This is a genomic window from Exiguobacterium sp. BRG2, from assembly GCF_031844245.1.
Classification (GTDB): Bacteria; Bacillota; Bacilli; order Exiguobacteriales; family Exiguobacteriaceae; genus Exiguobacterium_A.
Window position 1 is genome coordinate 138,703 of the sequence record NZ_JAUZUW010000002.1, and the last position, 17,237, is coordinate 155,939.

The window sequence follows — 17,237 nt, forward strand, 5'->3', positions numbered from 1 at the left end:
TTGAAACGTGTAACGGTAATCGGCGCGGGACTTGCAGGTTCTGAAGCAGCATGGCAACTTGCAAAACGCGGCGTACAAGTAGATTTATATGAAATGCGGCCAGTCAAACAGACACCCGCACACCATACAGACCAATTCGCAGAACTCGTCTGTTCGAACTCACTTCGAGCAAATCAGTTGACGAATGCAGTCGGTGTATTAAAGGAAGAGATGCGTCAGCTCGATTCCTTGATCATGAAAGCGGCAGACTTAGCGAGCGTTCCAGCAGGTGGAGCACTTGCTGTCGATCGGCATGACTTCGCAGGATATGTGACGGAAACGTTGAAAAACCATCCGAACGTTACTGTCCATCATGAAGAAATCGAAGCGATTCCAGATGGTCCGACGATCGTCGCGACAGGTCCGTTGACGAGTGCGGCCTTATCGGAATCACTTAAACAATTCACAGGTGAAGATTACCTATACTTCTTCGATGCAGCGGCACCGATTCTCGATGGAGACACGATTGATCGTGAGAAGGTTTATCTGAAATCACGATATGATAAAGGCGAAGCTGCCTACTTGAATTGTCCAATGACGGAAGAAGAATTCCAACTCTTCTATGATGAGCTGATCAATGCGGAAGTCGTTCCACTGAAGGAATTTGAAAAAGAGATTTACTTCGAGGGCTGTATGCCTTTTGAAGTTCTCGCTTCTCGCGGACCGAAAACACTCTTGTTCGGACCAATGAAGCCAGTCGGACTGGAAGATCCGAAGACAGGCAAACGACCATATGCTGTCGTTCAATTGCGTCAGGATAACTCAGCTGGAACATTGTTCAACCTTGTCGGCTTCCAGACACATTTGAAATGGGGCGAACAAAAGCGGATCATTCGTTTAATTCCTGGTCTTGAGAATGCAGAAATCGTCCGTTATGGTGTCATGCATCGTAATACGTTCGTCAACTCACCGAATTTGTTGAAACCAACGTATCAGACACGTACGCGTGACGATTTGTTCTTTGCTGGTCAAATGACAGGTGTCGAAGGATACGTCGAGTCAGCAGCGTCCGGTTTGACGGCAGGAATCAATGCGGCACGTCTCGTCAATGAGGCGGAACCGGTAACGTTCCCGCAGGAAACGATGATGGGTGCGATGTCGCACTATATCACGACGACGGAAGGGAAGAACTTCCAGCCAATGAATGCCAACTTCGGATTGGTACCAGCACTCGTCGGTCATCCGGTTCGGATGAAAAAACCTGAGAAGTATGCGCTCTACGCAGAGAGAGCACTTGAAGCGATCAAAGATTTCACGGATATGTGATTTTTGATGGGGAGAAAGGCGTGATTCAGCGCTCTTTCTCCCCATTTCTTAATTTGTCACAAAAGCGCGATAATTTCGTTAATTTTTCGGTTTTTGGTCTATTGTCAGACTACTTGGTCTGTGCTATGCTAAGGGCGATTCGAGAATGAAATGGTCAGAAGGGGGCGCATTCATGGGGATAGACACTGCTTTTGAGCGACTGCTAGAAGATTTCATGCGGTATGTTCATATTGAACGTCAATTATCTCCGAATACAGGTCGCTCTTATGATCAAACACTTCGACAATACGCCGCTTTTTGCCGCGATCATCAATTACGATCGATTGAATTGGCAAGTGCACGGCGTTATTTGTATGCTCTTTACGATCAGGAGCTGGCGCGGGCGACGATTGCACAAAAAGTTTCCTGCCTCAAACAATTTGGTCGTTTTTTGACACGTGACACCGATGAACCTAATCCATTTGATGGATTAAAAGCACCAAAACGACAACAAGGACTTCCGACATTCCTTGTCCCAACGGAATATGAACGTTTCCTCGATGCATTTCGATCGAGTGATACGCTTGGTAACCGGAATGTCGCGTTAGTGGAACTTTTATATGCGACGGGTATGCGAGTCAGCGAGGTCGTTCAACTGGATCTTCGTGATCTCGCAACTGATCATTCCTACGTCCACGTGTATGGAAAAGGTGGGAAAGAGCGCATTGCGCCAATTGGAACCTTTGCGAAAGATGCATTAGAACTGTACTTACCATCACGAGATCCAGTTGCAGGTCATGAGCAAGCATTGTTCTTGTCTCATTCAGGACGTCGATTGACGACGGATGCGATTCGGAAAATCATGAAAAAAGGGGAACAACTCGTTGGGAAACATGTGACACCCCATGCGCTTCGTCATAGTTTCGCGACGGATCTGCTAGAAAGAGGAGCCGATTTGCGAGCGGTCCAGGAGCTACTTGGACATGCATCTCTTTCGACGACCGGTCAGTATACACACGTAACAACGGAACGATTACGACATGTTTATCAACAAGCACATCCTCGTGCCTAAGGGAGGAAACATTGATGTTTCATGCAACGACGATTTTTGCGATTCAACATAACGGACAATCCGCGATGAGTGGAGACGGACAGGTGACTTTCGGAAACCAGGTCATCATGAAGAAAAGTGCGAAAAAAGTACGGCGCCTCTATGGTGGCAAAGTCATTGCCGGATTTGCTGGAAGTGTCGCGGACGCGTTCACACTCTTTGAAAAATTCGAAGCGAAGCTTGAAATGTATAACGGGAACTTACAACGGGCAGCTGTTGAACTGGCGAAGGAATGGCGAGGCGATAAGATGTTGCGTCAACTAGAAGCACTCTTACTCGTCATGGATGGAACACATCTGTTACTTGTATCCGGAAACGGAGAAGTCATCGAGCCGGATGACGGCATTCTTGCGATCGGTTCAGGTGGTAATTATGCGCTTGCTGCAGGTCGCGCGTTAGCTCGACACGCAAGTCATCTCACGGCAGAAGAAATCGCTCGTGCGGCGCTTGAGACGGCTGGAGAACTCTGTGTCTTTACGAACGATCAAATCATCTTAGAAACGATCGGAGGCAATGACCATGCATGAATTGACGCCAAGACAAATCGTCGAGAAGTTGAATGAACATGTCATCGGACAAGCTGATGCTAAACGTGCGGTGGCGATCGCTTTACGTAATCGATACCGTCGACAATTACTCGATGCATCGATGCGGGATGAAGTCACGCCAAAGAATATCCTGATGATCGGACCTACCGGTGTCGGAAAAACAGAGATTGCGAGACGTCTCGCGAAACTCGTCCGAGCGCCGTTCGTCAAAATCGAAGCGACGAAGTTCACGGAAGTAGGATATGTCGGTCGCGACGTAGAATCGATGGTACGAGATCTTGTGGAAGCGTCTCTACGTCTTGTCAAAGATGAGAAAAAAGAAGCGCTTAAAGATCGGGCGGAGGCAGTGGCGAACGAACGAATCGTTGATGCGTTGTCTGGCAAAAAAGCGTCATCTGGTCTCGGTGGTGGAACGAATCCGTTTGAGATGTTGTTCGGTGGGAACCAAAAGCAGCAAGAGCCAGATACATCGGAAGCAACAGCTGATCGTTCGCTACTCCGTCAGCAATTGCTGACAGGTCAACTCGAAGATCGAATGATCGAGGTCGATGTTGAAGAACGTCAAGTTGATTTATTCTCCGGACAACAAGGCATGGAGGGGCTCGCAAATCTTCAGGATATGCTTGGACAAGTCATGCCGAAGAAAACGAAGAAGCGCCAGCTCACGGTTAAAGAAGCACGTCCGATTTTGACTGCAGAAGAAGCGGAACGATTGCTTGACTTAAATGAAGTTCATGACGAAGCGGTCCGCCGTGCAGAACAAATGGGCATCATTTTCGTTGATGAGATTGATAAGATTGCGACAAAGGGACATGATTCAGCAGGTGTTTCACGAGAAGGTGTTCAACGAGATATTTTGCCGATCGTTGAGGGATCGACGATCGTCACGAAATATGGACCAGTCAAGACGGATCATATCTTGTTTATCGCTGCCGGTGCATTCCATATGGCGAAACCGTCTGATCTAATTCCTGAACTCCAAGGTCGTTTCCCGATCCGTGTCGAACTCGACAGTTTGACGGAAGATGACTTTGTTAAAATTTTAACTGAACCGAATCAAGCATTACTCAAACAATATAAAGCATTACTAGGGGCAGAGCACGTTCATGTCACCTTTACAGAAGAGGCCATTCGTGAAATTGCACGGATTGCTGCACAGGTAAACGATGAGACGGATAATATCGGAGCGCGGCGCTTGTATACGATCATGGAGCGCGTACTTGAAGAATTATCCTTCGAAGCAGCAGACATGCCTGAAACGGATGTAACGATCACGCCACAATACGTGACGGATCGTGTTGGAAAAGTAGCAGATGATCGAGACTTAAGTCAGTTCATCTTATAAAGTGGAGGAAGAAAAAATGAATTTATTGGCGAAAACGCGGAAGTTGAATACGATGTTACAACAAGAAGCAAGCACACATGTTGATTTCAAGGTCATGGCTGATCGGCTCAGCGAAGTCATGGAATCGAACACATTCATCGTAAGTCGACGCGGTAAGTTACTAGGTATCGCAATTAAGCAACAAATCGAAAATGACCGGGTCCGTGGTTTCTTGGAAGAACGCCAATTCCCGGAAGATTACACGAAAAAACTTTTTAACGTCACTGAAACGACAGCAAACATTGCCATCGACAGCGAACATACGGCATTCCCGGTCGACAACCGTGATACGTTCGAAACGTCGAAAACGACGATCGTACCAATCATCGGTGGTGGAGAACGCCTTGGTACGCTTGTCCTCGGCCGTATGGTGGAAGACTTCAACGAAGAAGACCTCGTGCTTGCAGAGTATGGGGCGACAGTCGTTGGGATGGAAATCCTTCGTGAGAAGGCTCATGAAGCGGAAGACAAGGCACGTAAGAAAGCAGTCGTTCAGATGGCGATCAATTCGTTATCTTATTCAGAACTCGAAGCAATCGAGCATATCTTCGAAGAACTCGAGGGTAATGAAGGACTACTTGTCGCTTCAAAAATTGCCGATCGTGTCGGTATTACGCGTTCTGTTATCGTCAATGCACTTCGTAAACTCGAAAGTGCAGGAGTCATCGAGTCACGTTCGCTTGGTATGAAGGGAACGTATATTAAAATCTTAAATGATAACTTCCTATATGAATTAGAGCGAATTAAATCAAACTAAAAATAGAAAATGGCTATTAATAAATAAGAGACCTAGTAAAGTACTAGGTCTCTTTTGTTTGACTAGGTATTATTTATCATTTTTATAAGAAAAGGGAATAAAAAACAGAAAATTAGCATCTCATTACCCTATTTTTCAAAAAACTTCTTTTCAAACATTGACCTATTTGTTTCAATTATTTCAGATGTGTTACTAATGACTTAATATTTGTCGCAAATTCGAATACTAGTTCCATGAGTGGAGGAAAGAACATGAATTGGTTAGGGTCTGACTACAGTTTGATGACGCAAGCCGTCAATCGAACGGTCATGGCACAAGAAGTTATTGCTAAAAATATCGCGAATGTCGATACACCGGGTTATAAGGCGAAGCGAGTGGCGTTTGGAGATGTTCTCGATTCAGAGATGAAGATGAGCCTAAAACGTCATGCAACAATCGGAACGACCGGTAGTATCGTCGATCGACCAAATACGATGCGTAATGATGGAAACGGTGTCGATATCGATCTTGAGATGTCTGAATTATCACGCAATCAAATTGAGTATGAGGCGCTCGTGGAGCAATTGAATCGTAAGTTCTCGGGTATCCAGTCTGTCATCCGGGGAGGAAAATAATCGATGAGTATGTTCAATGGCTTTCATACATCTGCGTCTGGGCTTACTGCCCAGCGTTTACGACTGGATACTGTCTCAGCAAACATCGCCAATGCTCAAACGACACGTGGTGAGCTTGTCAACGGTCAATGGCAACCCTATGCGAGGAAACTTGCTGTTTTAAAAGAAACTGCTAATGGGGTCACGGTCAGCGAATTGAAGAAAGATCCTGAACCGTTCAAATTAGAATATAATCCGACGCATCCAGATGCGGATGAACTTGGATACGTCAAGATGCCGAATGTCGATCTATTGAAAGAAATGGTCGACATGATGGGAGCGACACGTTCATACGAAGCGAACGTAACGGCCTTAAATGCAACAAAAGCGATGCTCGTCAAAGCGATGGAGATCGGTAAATAAATAGAGGAGATGACGGGATGGCAATTCAACCTATTCAAAACATGCAAATGGTCTTACCCACTCAGACAATCGCGAAGACGACACCAAGTGATTTCAGTGAGGTGCTCAGCGAGGCGATGAACGGACTGAATGCAACACAGCAAGCCTCATCTCAAGCGCGTGTCGACCTAGCGACAGGGAAGACGACGGATCTACATAACATCATGATTAAAACAGAAGAGGCATCGCTTTCTATGCAACTCGCCCTTGAAGTCCGAAACAAAGGCATCGAAGCATACCAAGAAATGATGCGTATGCAACTGTGACTGTTAAGGAAAGCGTGGGAGATGTTGAATGAACGAACGAATAAAAGCTCGATTCGGAGCTATGAATACGACATGGAAAGAGTGGTCACTTGCGAAAAAAGCGATGGTTCTTGGAAGCATCGTCGTCGTTTTAGCAGCGTTGATTGTCGCCATTATCTGGTTATCTAAACCAACGATGACGCCACTTTATTCGAAATTGTCACCTCAAGAGGCAGGGCAAGTAACAGAAAAGCTAAATGAGGATGGAATCGCGTCGGAAGTCGTCAGCTCAGCAAACGGTGTGACGATTCTCGTTCCGGAAGCAAACGTGGAAAACTTGAAAGTCGAATTAGCAACGGCAGGTATTCCGAAGTCCGGTCAGATTGATTATTCCTTCTTTAGTGAGAATGCTGGATTTGGTACGACAGATAAAGAAATGAATATTCTTGAACGCGATACGATGCAGACAGAACTTGAAAACTTGATTACACAAGTTAACGGGATCGAGTCTGCAAAAGTCATGATTACTCTTCCAGAAAAGAGCGTCTTTCTCTCCGATGAAAAAGAATCTTCAACGGTTTCTGTCGTCTTGACTTCTAGTGCGGGTAGTAATCTGAACAATCAAACAGTCCAAGGTCTTTACCATCTGATTGCAAAGAGTATCCCGAACTTAAAAGAAGAAAATATTACGATCATGGATCAGTACTTTACGTATTACGAGCCAGGTAACGCTACGCAAACAGCGGGCGGGACAGATCCGATGGCGCTGAAAAAAACGACGGAAAACGATTTACGTAAACAGATTCAACAAATGTTGTCTGTCGTTCTCGGTCCACAAAAAGCGCTCGTTTCGGTTACGGCAGATGTCGATGTCACGAAACGTCAGGAAGAACAAAAGCTTGTTGAACCAGTAGATCCCGATAAAATCGAAGGGATTGTCACATCGGCAGAAAAAGTAGCAGAGGCGTATACAGGGTCTGCGAATGCCGGAACAGCAGGTACGGGACAAAATGAGACGACGAACTTCCCAGCAGGTACTGGAACGACCGGTGATACGAGTGAGAAGACGCACGACATCATCAACTATGAAGTCAATCGCATCACGAAACAGATTACAGGTGCTCCTTATGAAATTCGGGATTTAGGAATTCAAATCATCGTCGAGCCGCCGAAAGGTCAAAATCAAATCGATCCGCAATTACAGACGGATTTACAAACGATGATGTATTCCATCATCCGGACGTCGTTAACGAAGACGGATGCGAAAACGACGCTGACGGATGCAGAACTTGCTAATAAAGTCGTTGTCATGTCTCGACCGTTCGCAAAAACAACGACGGCGACGAAAACGACGACGACGACACCGATGTGGGTATGGTTCGCGCTTGGTGGTGCAGCAATCCTTGTCATTGGAGCAGTCATTCTCCTCATGCGTCGACGGAGAGAAAATGAAATCGAAGAACTTGAGGAATGGACGCCGATCGAAACCGAAATTCCTGAACTCTCAACAGAAGATACAAGCGATGGTGCGGTCAAACGCAAACAGCTTGAGAAACTCGCCGCATCTAATCCGGATGAGTTCGCAAAATTATTACGTACTTGGTTAGCGGAGGATTGATGAGATGAAGAAGCTAGAAATGAACAGTCGTGAAAAGGCTGCGATTCTCATGATTTCGTTAGGTCCTGAAGTCGCTGCCAGTGTATATAAACATTTATCGGAAGAAGAGATGGAATGGTTAACCCTTCAAATCTCTAGCATGAAACGAATTGATCCAGAAGAGAAGTTAGTCGTTCTTGATGAGTTTCATGAACTAGCGATGGCGCAGAACTATATCACGCAAGGTGGAATCGGATTTGCTAAATCTGTCCTTGAAAAAGCACTTGGTGAAGAAAAAGCGATGGAACTCATCTATCGCCTGACGTCGACGTTACAAGTCCGTCCGTTTGAGTTTGCACGAAAGGCAGATCCGAAACAGCTTCTGAACTTCATTCAAAATGAACATCCACAAACGATCGCACTTGTTCTTGCTCATCTCGATCCAGCAAAATCCGGTCAGATTCTCTCAGAGCTCCCGGCAGAAGCACAGTCCGATGTAGCAAGACGGATTGCGACGATGGACCGGATGAATCCGGAAATCATCAGCGAGGTAGAACAAATTCTTGAACGGAATCTATCACAAGCAGGGATGCAAGATTTTGCTCAATCGGGAGGCATCGAGGCTGTCGTTCAAGTATTAAATGGCGTCGACCGCACAACGGAACGAACGATTCTCGATACGCTCGAGATTCAGGATCCAGAGCTTGCGGAAGAAATCAAAAAACGGATGTTCGTCTTCGAAGACATCGTCACACTCGATGCGCGGGCGATACAGCGAATCATTCGCGAAGTCTCAAACGAGGATTTACTATTGGCACTCAAAGTATCGTCAGACGATGTCAAGGACATGGTCTATCGCAACATGTCACAACGGATGGTCGAGTCGTTCAAAGAGGACATGGAATTCATGGGTCCTGTGCGTCTCCGAGACGTCGAAGAAGCTCAAAGTCGAATCGTCGGAATCATCCGCCGCTTAGAGGACATGGGTGAGATCGTCGTTGCTCGTGGTGGAGGAGATGATATTGTTGTCTAACGTCATCAAAAGACAAGCAGTAATTGAACGACAGGAACGAACGCTCGTGCAGGTTCGAACCAGTCAGGAAGAGCCTACGATCGTTCCAGACACATTCTACGAAGAGAAGATGGCAGAAGGACACGCTGAGTTAGAGCGCCTTCGACAGGCGATGCTCCTAGATTTCGAACAGCGTCAACAGCAGTTCGAGCAAGAACGCCTTCAAGCGTTAGAAGAAGCACGTCAACAAGGGTATCAAGCTGGATTTGAAACAGGACATGCGGAAGGACAAGCAACGTTTGAAGAGCAGATTGCCAAAACGAATTCGTTTGCTGATCGCCTAGAAGAGCAGAGTCAAGAACGATTGATACGACTAGAACATGAATTATGTGTCCTCGGACTCCAAGTGACACATCAATTTTTAGAACAGTTACATGATGAAGAGGAAGATGCGTTATACCAATTGTTACATCAATTGATCATTCAGTTCCGCGATCGTGAAAAAATCATTATCTATGCGTCACCGGCGGATTTTGAACGAGTCGTGTTACTTGAAGAACGACTACAAGGCGTTCTAGGTGCCAACGCAACGATTCAATTGCGATTTGATCCAGCGTTAAAGGCACGCGATTATCGGATTGATTCGGAGAATGGAGCAATCACTGGCGGTTTAACCAGTGGCTTTGAAGCATTGCAAACCAAAATCAATGAGGTTTTACATCATGTTTAATCTCAATGCGATGCAGGCCGCGGTTCGAGAAATTCGCTCAGAAGAACTTGTACAGCATTCCGGAAAGGTCGTACAAGTGATTGGATTGATGATCGAATCACGTGGACCGACAGCAGTGGCAATCGGTGAGCGGTGTTTAATCCAAATCCAACAACGTCAGACAATCGAAGCAGAAGTCGTCGGATTTAGAGAAGGGCATGTCCTACTCATGCCGTATGGTGAAACGACATCGATTGCTCCAGGCTCGATTGTTCTTGCGACAGGAAAACCACTCCACGTTCCAGTAGGGAATGAACTGATTGGTAAGGTGCTTGATGGTCTAGGAAGACCACTAGATGGTGAGTCATTAGAAAATTTACGCACGACATCGATCGTTCGTAAACCACCTAGTCCGTTGGAACGACCTCGTATCAGTGATGTTCTCTCGACGGGCATCCGTGCCATCGATGGGCTACTAACAGTCGGTCAAGGGCAACGCGTTGGTTTGTTTGCAGGATCAGGAGTTGGGAAGTCGACACTACTCGGTATGATCGCGAAACGATCGACAGCAGACATCAACGTCATTGCCTTGATTGGTGAACGCGGACGCGAAGTCAAGGAATTTGTAGAGGCAGAACTCGGTGAAGAAGGAATGAAACGCTCCATCTTGGTCGTAGCGACAAGTGATCAACCGCCACTTGTTCGTCTAAAGGGCGCCTATACGGCAACAGCCATCGCTGAACATTTTCGGGATCAAGGTAAGAATGTGGTCTTGATGATGGACTCTGTCACACGTTTTGCGATGGCACAACGAGAAATTGGTCTTGCGACAGGTGAACCGCCTGCGTCGAAAGGATATACACCAAGCGTTTTTGCTCTTCTTCCTCAGTTACTCGAACGTAGCGGAAAAACGCAAGATGGCTCGATTACGGCTTTTTATACTGTGCTCGTCGATGGAGACGATATGAATGAACCGATTGCTGACGCCGTACGAGGGATCTTAGACGGTCACTTCGTTCTGGATCGTAACCTTGCGAACAAAGGGCAGTTCCCAGCGATTCATGTCTTACGGTCCATCAGCCGTGTCATGAATCAAATCACGACTGCTGAACAAAAGACCGCTGCCGTCGCATTTCGACAGCTGTTATCGACGTATCTTGATTCGGAGGACTTAATCAATATCGGCGCCTACAAAACAGGGACGAACCCAGAAATTGATCGTGCCGTTGATAAATATCCGGAGCTGATCCGTTTTTTAAAACAACAAATCCATGAAGACAGTGACTTCGAGAAAGCTTGTCAGCAACTCATGGCAACGATTCAGTAAGGAGGACGGAAGATGAAGACGATTTATGAACGAATCATTCCTTTGGCTGAAGCAGAGAAAGATCGCGTCGCAAAAGAATTGAGCCTTCATAAAAAACAATATGAGCTTGAAGTCGAAAAACTATACCATCTGCTCGTCCGTTATGAATCCTTTCTGAAAGCGCAAGATGAGATTGGCATCGTCGAATTAACGTCTTCGCAATATCGAGAGCGGGCTCGAGATGTCGTGAAGCAAGAAATCGAACGGCAACAACTGTACGTGACACAATCGAAAAATCGTTACGAACGTACACAAGAAGCACTCGAACGAACGTTAATCGAAGAGAAGAAATTTAGTCGTCTCCAAGAGAATCATACAGTCGAAACGAAACGAATCGAAGCATTGACGGAACAAAATCAATTAGATGAACTGGCATTGTTACAGTTTGGAAGAGGACGGATGATATGAGTGAAAATAAAACATCAAAAGGGTGGATTTTACCTTTATTGGTCATTCCTTTGATTTTAATCTTGTTGACGGCTTATTTCGTATTGAATTATGCGAATGGACGTCCACTACTATCCTTACCGTTCGCAACCGAAAAAACGACTACGAATCAGGCGAATCCATCAGCAGAACTCGAACGTCGTCTGAAAGTAGCGAATCAAGAGATCAAAAAATTACGCAATCAAAGTAAGGAACAATCGGATACCTTAAAAGCGAAAGAGCAGGAAGTTGAACGTTTGATTGCTGAGAGGGATCAGTTAAAACAGACACCTGCGCAAACAACGGATCAAACAAAAACGACGAAGAAAAAAACAGCATCCGTGACAGATGTCTATGCTGAAATGGCACCAAAGGATGCTGCGCTGATTTTAAATGAACTCAGTCCGACCGAAGTCGTACCAATCATCGAGGACATCGATGCGGAACAACAGGCGGCGATCATTGCCAAGATGGATGCTAAGAAAGCAGCCGCCTTGACACAGTTACTCGCGACGAAGTAAGGAGGGAAGCCTGATGAACATGACGGAAGTAACACAACCATCCTTCCCGACCTTAAATACAGGATCAGGAAAAAAAGGAGAGATGACTACGGTTGGTGGTCAATTCGCCTCATTACTTGATTATCTGACAAAACTGCCGACGGCGTTACCGTCATCAGTCTCAGCGGATGCGATGACACTCGAGCCGGAAACGGAGACGCAACCCTTACCGGACTGGATACAAGAACTTGTAGACCAGCCGGATGAGATTCTCTCCTTACTGAAACAACCAGAAGTAGAGGCGTTAAAACAAGACCCAAAGAAAATGGAACAACTACTAGCGTTCGTCAAACAATTGCTTGAGGGAAATGTCGAGCAGGCGAAAGGTCAGTTCGATCAATTGCCACCATCACTTCAACAGTTCGTCTTGCAGACAATGACGAATGATACGATCAAAGTAAAAGATTATGACACGAACATGTTAAAGCAGTCGCCAGTTTCAACAATGGACGGAGTGGTTTCTGCGATGCCAGTGAAACAGACACTCCCGCAAACTGGTTCTGTTGTCGAAACGCTCAAGCCGGACACTGTAGCTGTAGCCGAGCAGGCAAAAGGAAAAACACCGCTTCCGTTAGCATTCGCTTCACTCATGCGAAAAGCGACCATGCCCGTTGATCCAGAAGGAAAAGCCGCACCGCCTCCGATGAGTATGCCGATTTACAGAGGCACTCCGTTGCAAACGATTCGTCCAGTGCCGCTACCTGTCTCAGAACAGATTCAACAACGGATTGAAGCCGCACTGCAGCAAGCACCATTCATAAAAGGTGCGGATGGGTCCACACGATTGTCGATTCGCCTGTACCCAGAGCAACTTGGTGAGGTTGTCGTTCGACTCGATCGTAAAGAAGGGACATTGACTGTCAAACTATTTGCGAGCACCGAGCAAGCAAAACAATCAATCGAGCAACAACTTGGGAAATTACAAACCGTCTTGCATCAACAGACGCCAGTCGTAAAGATCGAGACGGGGATGATTGCTTCGAGTGCGCGGGAGTTCCAACAATCTTTCACACGTGATCAGCAGGAGCATGAGTCACCGTATCAAGAGACACCCGTTCCAGTAGACGAAGAAGAGGAGGAAGACGATGACTGAGGCAATCAAAACGGATAGTAGTTCATACCAGCTTCCTGAAAAATCACAGGTACCGACGAATAAAGCGATGGATAAGGATATGTTCATGAAAATTCTGATTGCCCAGCTTTCGAATCAGGATCCAACAGCACCGATGGAAGACAAGGATTTCATCGCTCAAATGGCCCAGTTTTCGTCGCTGGAACAGATGCAAGCAATTGGGAAGACGATGGATACGATGGTCTTGAACCAACATGCAACAGCATTGCTGTCCTACAGCAATTTGATTGGTAAAAAAGTCAGTTATGAAGCGGAGTCGAAGACGACGGATGCTTCAGGAGCTGAGCAGACGACGACCGTCGAAGAGACAGCCAGTGTCGTTAGTGTAAAACGGGATGGGCTGGATATCATGGCCGAACTATCGAACGGAAAACAGATCAGTGTTTACGAGTTGACGCAGATTCAATCAAAGGAGGAAAAATAATGTTACGTTCAATGTATTCAGGAATCAGTGGGCTTAAGAACTTCCAGACGAAACTGGATGTCGTCGGGAATAACATCGCGAACGTCAACACGTTCGGTTATAAAAAAGGACGGGTGACGTTTAAAGACCTCGTCAGTCAATCGGTCGGCTCATCATCTGGTGCAGGCGGCAATGTCGGTGGGACGAACCCGAAACAGGTCGGTCTGGGAGCATCGATGTCAACAGTCGATAATGTGTATAACCAAGGTGCGCTTCAAAATACGGGTCGCGTTCTCGATGTCGGGATCTCTGGTGAAGGATTCTTCCAGGTCGTCACAGCGGAAGGGATTCGTTATACGCGTTCTGGTAACTTCTATACGGATCTTGATGGAAACTTAGTTACCGGCGACGGAAACTATTTAATTGGTAGTGACTCTCAAGCAATTGCAGATGGGGAGACACCACCGGTACCCCTTCCGGAAGCAGGTGGTGCAGGATTCCAAAAACTAAAAGTACCAACGGATGCACGTAACTTATCGATTGGTAAAGACGGTCTCGTCACTTACGTCGATACGACGGGAGCATTGCAAAACGTCGGTTATATCACGATCGCGAACTTTGCTAACCCAGGTGGTCTAGAAAAATCAGGTGTCAACGTATTCGCCGCATCACAGAACTCAGGTCCACCGGTACTCGGAACACCGAGCTTGAACGGAATGGGACAGTTGACGTCGGGAACGCTTGAGATGTCGAACGTCGACTTATCAGAAGAATTCACGGAGATGATCATTGCTCAACGTGGTTTCCAGGCGAATACACGAATCATCACGACATCGGACCAGGTTCTTGAGGAACTAGTCAATTTGAAACGATGATCACGTTAACGACATTACGTAACGCACCACTCGTACTGAACGCCGTGTTGATCGAATCCGTCCGTTCTACACCGGATACGACGATTCAACTCATCGGAGGACAGATTTATGTCGTGAAGGAATCAATGGAAGAGGTCAAAGCAATCGCAATCGCTTTTTATCAAGAAATCGGATTAGCGGGCTTGAACAGTGTAAGGAGGCTCGAAGATGGCCGAGGAAAAGAAGAGTAAACTGAAAATCCCCTTGATCATGATCATTGTTGCAGCATTGATGATCGGGGCAGGATACATGATCATGAATTATTTTTTAGCAAATGACATGACGGAAGCAAAAGTTGAACAACCGACAGGTGAAGAACTTGATGCACGAAGTCTGCAAACGGACGACTTGACAACGAACATCGCTGACGAACGTTTCTTAAATGTTCAGTTCACGATCGTCACCGATGATCAAGCAACACGTGACGATTTAGAATTACGAAAGTTTCAAATCAATAACATCATCTTGGGTGACCTTTCGGCTATGAAAAAGTCGGACTTAGACTCAAAAGCTGATATGGAGAAGCTTGAAGAGCGATTACGGATGCAATTCAAAAAGCTCATCCAAGAAGGCGATGTCCAGCGTGTCTACACGACGAAAAAAATCATCCAGTGAGGTGGCAGCATGAGCGAAGTATTATCCCAACATGAAATCGATGCCTTGCTATCAGCCATTTCAAGCGGAGATATGGAAGTCGAGGAAATCCGAAGTCAAGAGGAGCAGCGTCGAGTCAAGGTCTATGACTTTAAACGAGCACTCCGTTTCTCAAAAGATCAATTACGGAATTTGACGCGTATTCATGAACAGTTCGCCCGAGTCTTGACGACACATTTTTCTGCACAACTTCGGACATATGTTCAGTTCACGGTTAATACGGTCGAACAACTTCCGTATGATGAATTCATTCATTCCATTCCGAACATGACGTTGATCAATCTAGTCAATCTTCATCCACTTGATGGAAAAGTCTTATTTGAAGTCAATCCGAACATCGCCTATGCGATGCTCGATCGTTTACTTGGGGGACCAGGTGAAGGAATGAACAAGATCGAGAATTTGACGGAAATCGAGACACGTATACTAACACAACTGTTCAAGCGTGCTTTCGTTCAATACGGGGCGGCTTGGGAGTCGGTAACAGAAGTCGAAGCGGAATACGATGATTTGGAAATCAATCCGCAGTTCCTGCAACTGGTCTCTCCAAATGAGACAGTCATCCTCGTCTCGATTTACGTAACGGTCGGAGAAGTGAGCGGTACGTTGAATGTCTGTTTGCCGTTCGTGACCCTTGAATCCGTTCTTCCGAAATTATCAAGTCATTATTGGATGCAACAAGAAAAGCGAACGACAGCAGATAATCAAGAGTCTGAACACATGCAAACGCAGTTGATGAGTTCCATCGTCGATTTAAAAGCAGTGCTCGGCCAAACAGAGCTTTCGTTTGGTGAATTGTTACACCTCGAAGTAGGCGATTGTTTATCCCTGAAGACACGAGCCTCGGATGCCGTCGATGTATTCGTCGACGACCGGAAGATGTTTAAGGCGCGACCGGGATTAAACGGGAAACACCTCGCTTTGCAAGTCTTACAACGAATTGAGGAGGAATAACATGAGCGATATGCTTTCGCAAGATGAAATCGATGCGTTATTACGCGGAACGCCATCCACCGATGAACCGCAAGAGATAGACGTAAAGGAAATGCTAGATGACATGGAGATTGATGCATTAGGGGAGGTCGGAAATATCTCACTTGGTAATTCAGCAACGGCCTTATCGGCATTGTTGAATCAAAAAGTAGAGATTACGACACCGCACGTCCGAATGATCTCCATGGAAGAATTACGCAGTCGCTATCCGATCCCGCACGTCGCGCTACGTGTCGGTTATACGGAAGGGTTCAAAGGAGAAAACGTCCTGATCCTGACACAGCGAGATGCTTCCGTCATCGCGAACCTGATGATGGGAGGCGATGGCGTCATCGACGAGTCGCTGGAGATGGACCCGATTGCTCTATCTGCCGTACAGGAAGCGATGAACCAGATGATGGGAGCAGCTGCTACCTCGATGTCGACAGTATTCTCGATGCGAATCGATATTTCACCGCCAGCAGTTGAAATCTTCGACTTTTCTCAAGATAAGAGTATCGTCGATAGCTTTTCTCTTTGGGAGAACATGGTCATCATCGAGTTTGATCTTAAGATCGGCACGATGATCGATTCAAAAATCGTTCAATTAGCACCACTGGACTTCTCGAAACAATTGATTCAAAAACTCTTTAGCGCAAGTACGACTCAACAAGCAGAGCCTGCATCACAAGTAACGGAGCAAGCACAACAAGCACAACAAGCACCACCATCGGCGCCAGCAACGGCACAACAAACTACAGTTGCATCACCTGAACCGAAAGCAACGCCAGTCGGTGTCAGTCCGGTTCAATTCAGCCAATTAGGTGAGATGGAAGTAGAAGGTACGCCAGGAAATATTGGGATGTTATATGACGTTCCGTTGAACGTCACGGTTGAGTTAGGACGGACACGTCGCTCCGTTCGTGACATATTGGAATTGACACAAGGTTCCGTGATTGAGCTGGATAAACTGGCAGGGGAACCGGTTGACGTTCTCGTCAATAATACATTGATCGCAACGGGTGAAGTGGTCGTCATCGAAGAAAACTTCGGTGTACGCATTACAGAAATCGTAAATACAAAAGAACGTCTTCGGATGTTCTAAGGA

General features: G+C 46.3%; 21 protein-coding genes. All 21 read left to right on the top strand.

The features are described from left to right. The 21 genes from trmFO (at nt 1) to fliY (ending at nt 17,234) form a co-directional block, all read left to right on the top strand. A complete protein-coding gene (gene trmFO / locus Q9R23_RS03400) occupies nt 1–1,305 on the top strand; it encodes an FADH(2)-oxidizing methylenetetrahydrofolate--tRNA-(uracil(54)-C(5))-methyltransferase TrmFO (protein WP_023468729.1) in 1,305 nt (434 codons plus the stop codon). Nucleotides 1,306–1,450: 145 nt separating this feature from the next. Continuing rightward, a complete protein-coding gene (locus Q9R23_RS03405; RefSeq protein ID WP_231496840.1) occupies nt 1,451–2,356 on the top strand; it encodes a tyrosine recombinase XerC in 906 nt (301 codons plus the stop codon). Nucleotides 2,357–2,370: 14 nt separating this feature from the next. Then, nucleotides 2,371–2,922, top strand: coding sequence for an ATP-dependent protease subunit HslV (hslV, locus tag Q9R23_RS03410; RefSeq protein WP_023468727.1), 552 nt, complete (start codon nt 2,371–2,373; stop codon nt 2,920–2,922). After that, nucleotides 2,915–4,288: an ATP-dependent protease ATPase subunit HslU gene (gene hslU, locus Q9R23_RS03415; RefSeq protein WP_035406964.1), complete on the top strand. Its 1,374-nt coding sequence runs from the start codon at nt 2,915–2,917 to the stop codon at nt 4,286–4,288. The genes hslV and hslU overlap by 8 nt, the downstream gene beginning before the upstream one ends. A 16-nt stretch (nt 4,289–4,304) precedes the next feature. Beyond that, nucleotides 4,305–5,084: a GTP-sensing pleiotropic transcriptional regulator CodY gene (gene codY / locus Q9R23_RS03420; RefSeq protein WP_023468725.1), complete on the top strand. Its 780-nt coding sequence runs from the start codon at nt 4,305–4,307 to the stop codon at nt 5,082–5,084. A gap of 251 nt (nt 5,085–5,335) precedes the next feature. After that, nucleotides 5,336–5,698 (top strand): flagellar basal body rod protein FlgB, encoded by a 363-nt coding sequence (flgB, locus tag Q9R23_RS03425; RefSeq protein ID WP_035406967.1) that lies wholly within the window; start codon nt 5,336–5,338, stop codon nt 5,696–5,698. 3 nt (nt 5,699–5,701) lie between these two features. Then, the gene (gene flgC / locus Q9R23_RS03430) at nt 5,702–6,100 is read left to right on the top strand and encodes a flagellar basal body rod protein FlgC (protein ID WP_035406970.1); all 399 of its coding nucleotides are present in this window, start codon (nt 5,702–5,704) and stop codon (nt 6,098–6,100) included. Between the two features lie 17 nt (nt 6,101–6,117). Further along, entirely contained in the window at nt 6,118–6,405 is a 288-nt protein-coding gene (gene fliE / locus Q9R23_RS03435; RefSeq protein WP_035406973.1) for a flagellar hook-basal body complex protein FliE, read from the top strand. A 28-nt stretch (nt 6,406–6,433) separates the two neighbouring features. Next, nucleotides 6,434–8,002, top strand: coding sequence for a flagellar basal-body MS-ring/collar protein FliF (gene fliF / locus Q9R23_RS03440; protein ID WP_311246407.1), 1,569 nt, complete (start codon nt 6,434–6,436; stop codon nt 8,000–8,002). A 4-nt stretch (nt 8,003–8,006) separates the two neighbouring features. Beyond that, nucleotides 8,007–9,014, top strand: coding sequence for a flagellar motor switch protein FliG (gene fliG / locus Q9R23_RS03445; RefSeq protein ID WP_035406978.1), 1,008 nt, complete (start codon nt 8,007–8,009; stop codon nt 9,012–9,014). Further along, a complete protein-coding gene (locus Q9R23_RS03450) occupies nt 8,998–9,723 on the top strand; it encodes a FliH/SctL family protein (RefSeq protein WP_311246408.1) in 726 nt (241 codons plus the stop codon). The genes fliG and Q9R23_RS03450 overlap by 17 nt, the downstream gene beginning before the upstream one ends. Before the next feature lie 10 nt (nt 9,724–9,733). Further along, nucleotides 9,734–11,029 carry a flagellar protein export ATPase FliI gene (gene fliI, locus Q9R23_RS03455; protein ID WP_311246552.1) on the top strand — a complete coding sequence of 432 codons (1,296 nt, stop codon included), beginning with the start codon at nt 9,734–9,736 and terminating at the stop codon, nt 11,027–11,029. Nucleotides 11,030–11,041: 12 nt separating this feature from the next. Beyond that, on the top strand, nt 11,042–11,476 hold the full coding sequence (locus tag Q9R23_RS03460) for a flagellar export protein FliJ (protein ID WP_311246409.1): 435 nt from the start codon (nt 11,042–11,044) through the stop codon (nt 11,474–11,476). Continuing rightward, nucleotides 11,473–12,015 (top strand): magnesium transporter MgtE N-terminal domain-containing protein, encoded by a 543-nt coding sequence (locus tag Q9R23_RS03465; RefSeq protein ID WP_056062230.1) that lies wholly within the window; start codon nt 11,473–11,475, stop codon nt 12,013–12,015. Before Q9R23_RS03460 ends, Q9R23_RS03465 begins: the two co-directional genes overlap by 4 nt. Before the next feature lie 13 nt (nt 12,016–12,028). Next, nucleotides 12,029–13,147, top strand: coding sequence for a flagellar hook-length control protein FliK (locus tag Q9R23_RS03470; RefSeq protein ID WP_311246410.1), 1,119 nt, complete (start codon nt 12,029–12,031; stop codon nt 13,145–13,147). Continuing rightward, nucleotides 13,140–13,610 carry a flagellar hook capping FlgD N-terminal domain-containing protein gene (locus tag Q9R23_RS03475; protein WP_214854517.1) on the top strand — a complete coding sequence of 157 codons (471 nt, stop codon included), beginning with the start codon at nt 13,140–13,142 and terminating at the stop codon, nt 13,608–13,610. The genes Q9R23_RS03470 and Q9R23_RS03475 overlap by 8 nt, the downstream gene beginning before the upstream one ends. Continuing rightward, the gene (gene flgG, locus Q9R23_RS03480) at nt 13,610–14,464 is read left to right on the top strand and encodes a flagellar basal body rod protein FlgG (protein ID WP_214854514.1); all 855 of its coding nucleotides are present in this window, start codon (nt 13,610–13,612) and stop codon (nt 14,462–14,464) included. Before Q9R23_RS03475 ends, flgG begins: the two co-directional genes overlap by 1 nt. Continuing rightward, the gene (locus Q9R23_RS03485) at nt 14,461–14,694 is read left to right on the top strand and encodes a flagellar FlbD family protein (RefSeq protein ID WP_311246411.1); all 234 of its coding nucleotides are present in this window, start codon (nt 14,461–14,463) and stop codon (nt 14,692–14,694) included. The genes flgG and Q9R23_RS03485 overlap by 4 nt, the downstream gene beginning before the upstream one ends. Then, nucleotides 14,672–15,118 carry a flagellar basal body-associated FliL family protein gene (locus Q9R23_RS03490; RefSeq protein WP_311246412.1) on the top strand — a complete coding sequence of 149 codons (447 nt, stop codon included), beginning with the start codon at nt 14,672–14,674 and terminating at the stop codon, nt 15,116–15,118. The genes Q9R23_RS03485 and Q9R23_RS03490 overlap by 23 nt, the downstream gene beginning before the upstream one ends. A 9-nt stretch (nt 15,119–15,127) precedes the next feature. Next, on the top strand, nt 15,128–16,111 hold the full coding sequence (fliM, locus tag Q9R23_RS03495; protein ID WP_311246413.1) for a flagellar motor switch protein FliM: 984 nt from the start codon (nt 15,128–15,130) through the stop codon (nt 16,109–16,111). A 1-nt stretch (nt 16,112) separates the two neighbouring features. Continuing rightward, the gene (fliY, locus tag Q9R23_RS03500) at nt 16,113–17,234 is read left to right on the top strand and encodes a flagellar motor switch phosphatase FliY (protein WP_311246414.1); all 1,122 of its coding nucleotides are present in this window, start codon (nt 16,113–16,115) and stop codon (nt 17,232–17,234) included. Nucleotides 17,235–17,237 lie beyond the last annotated feature (3 nt).

Bases quoted from the DNA above. Each gene is read 5' to 3' on its own strand.
- Q9R23_RS03470 (WP_311246410.1), top strand. From the start codon at position 12,029: ATGAACATGACGGAAGTAACACAACCATCCTTCCCGACCTTAAATACA.
- Q9R23_RS03490 (WP_311246412.1), top strand. From the start codon at position 14,672: ATGGCCGAGGAAAAGAAGAGTAAACTGAAAATCCCCTTGATCATGATC.
- fliG (WP_035406978.1), top strand. From the start codon at position 8,007: ATGAAGAAGCTAGAAATGAACAGTCGTGAAAAGGCTGCGATTCTCATG.
- Q9R23_RS03485 (WP_311246411.1), top strand. From the start codon at position 14,461: ATGATCACGTTAACGACATTACGTAACGCACCACTCGTACTGAACGCC.
- fliM (WP_311246413.1), top strand. From the start codon at position 15,128: ATGAGCGAAGTATTATCCCAACATGAAATCGATGCCTTGCTATCAGCC.
- Q9R23_RS03450 (WP_311246408.1), top strand. From the start codon at position 8,998: ATGATATTGTTGTCTAACGTCATCAAAAGACAAGCAGTAATTGAACGA.
- flgC (WP_035406970.1), top strand. From the start codon at position 5,702: ATGAGTATGTTCAATGGCTTTCATACATCTGCGTCTGGGCTTACTGCC.
- fliF (WP_311246407.1), top strand. From the start codon at position 6,434: ATGAACGAACGAATAAAAGCTCGATTCGGAGCTATGAATACGACATGG.
- fliE (WP_035406973.1), top strand. From the start codon at position 6,118: ATGGCAATTCAACCTATTCAAAACATGCAAATGGTCTTACCCACTCAG.
- Q9R23_RS03475 (WP_214854517.1), top strand. From the start codon at position 13,140: ATGACTGAGGCAATCAAAACGGATAGTAGTTCATACCAGCTTCCTGAA.
- flgG (WP_214854514.1), top strand. From the start codon at position 13,610: ATGTTACGTTCAATGTATTCAGGAATCAGTGGGCTTAAGAACTTCCAG.
- codY (WP_023468725.1), top strand. From the start codon at position 4,305: ATGAATTTATTGGCGAAAACGCGGAAGTTGAATACGATGTTACAACAA.
- Q9R23_RS03405 (WP_231496840.1), top strand. From the start codon at position 1,451: ATGAAATGGTCAGAAGGGGGCGCATTCATGGGGATAGACACTGCTTTT.
- Q9R23_RS03465 (WP_056062230.1), top strand. From the start codon at position 11,473: ATGAGTGAAAATAAAACATCAAAAGGGTGGATTTTACCTTTATTGGTC.
- fliI (WP_311246552.1), top strand. From the start codon at position 9,734: ATGCAGGCCGCGGTTCGAGAAATTCGCTCAGAAGAACTTGTACAGCAT.
- fliY (WP_311246414.1), top strand. From the start codon at position 16,113: ATGAGCGATATGCTTTCGCAAGATGAAATCGATGCGTTATTACGCGGA.
- Q9R23_RS03460 (WP_311246409.1), top strand. From the start codon at position 11,042: ATGAAGACGATTTATGAACGAATCATTCCTTTGGCTGAAGCAGAGAAA.
- flgB (WP_035406967.1), top strand. From the start codon at position 5,336: ATGAATTGGTTAGGGTCTGACTACAGTTTGATGACGCAAGCCGTCAAT.
- hslU (WP_035406964.1), top strand. From the start codon at position 2,915: ATGCATGAATTGACGCCAAGACAAATCGTCGAGAAGTTGAATGAACAT.
- hslV (WP_023468727.1), top strand. From the start codon at position 2,371: ATGTTTCATGCAACGACGATTTTTGCGATTCAACATAACGGACAATCC.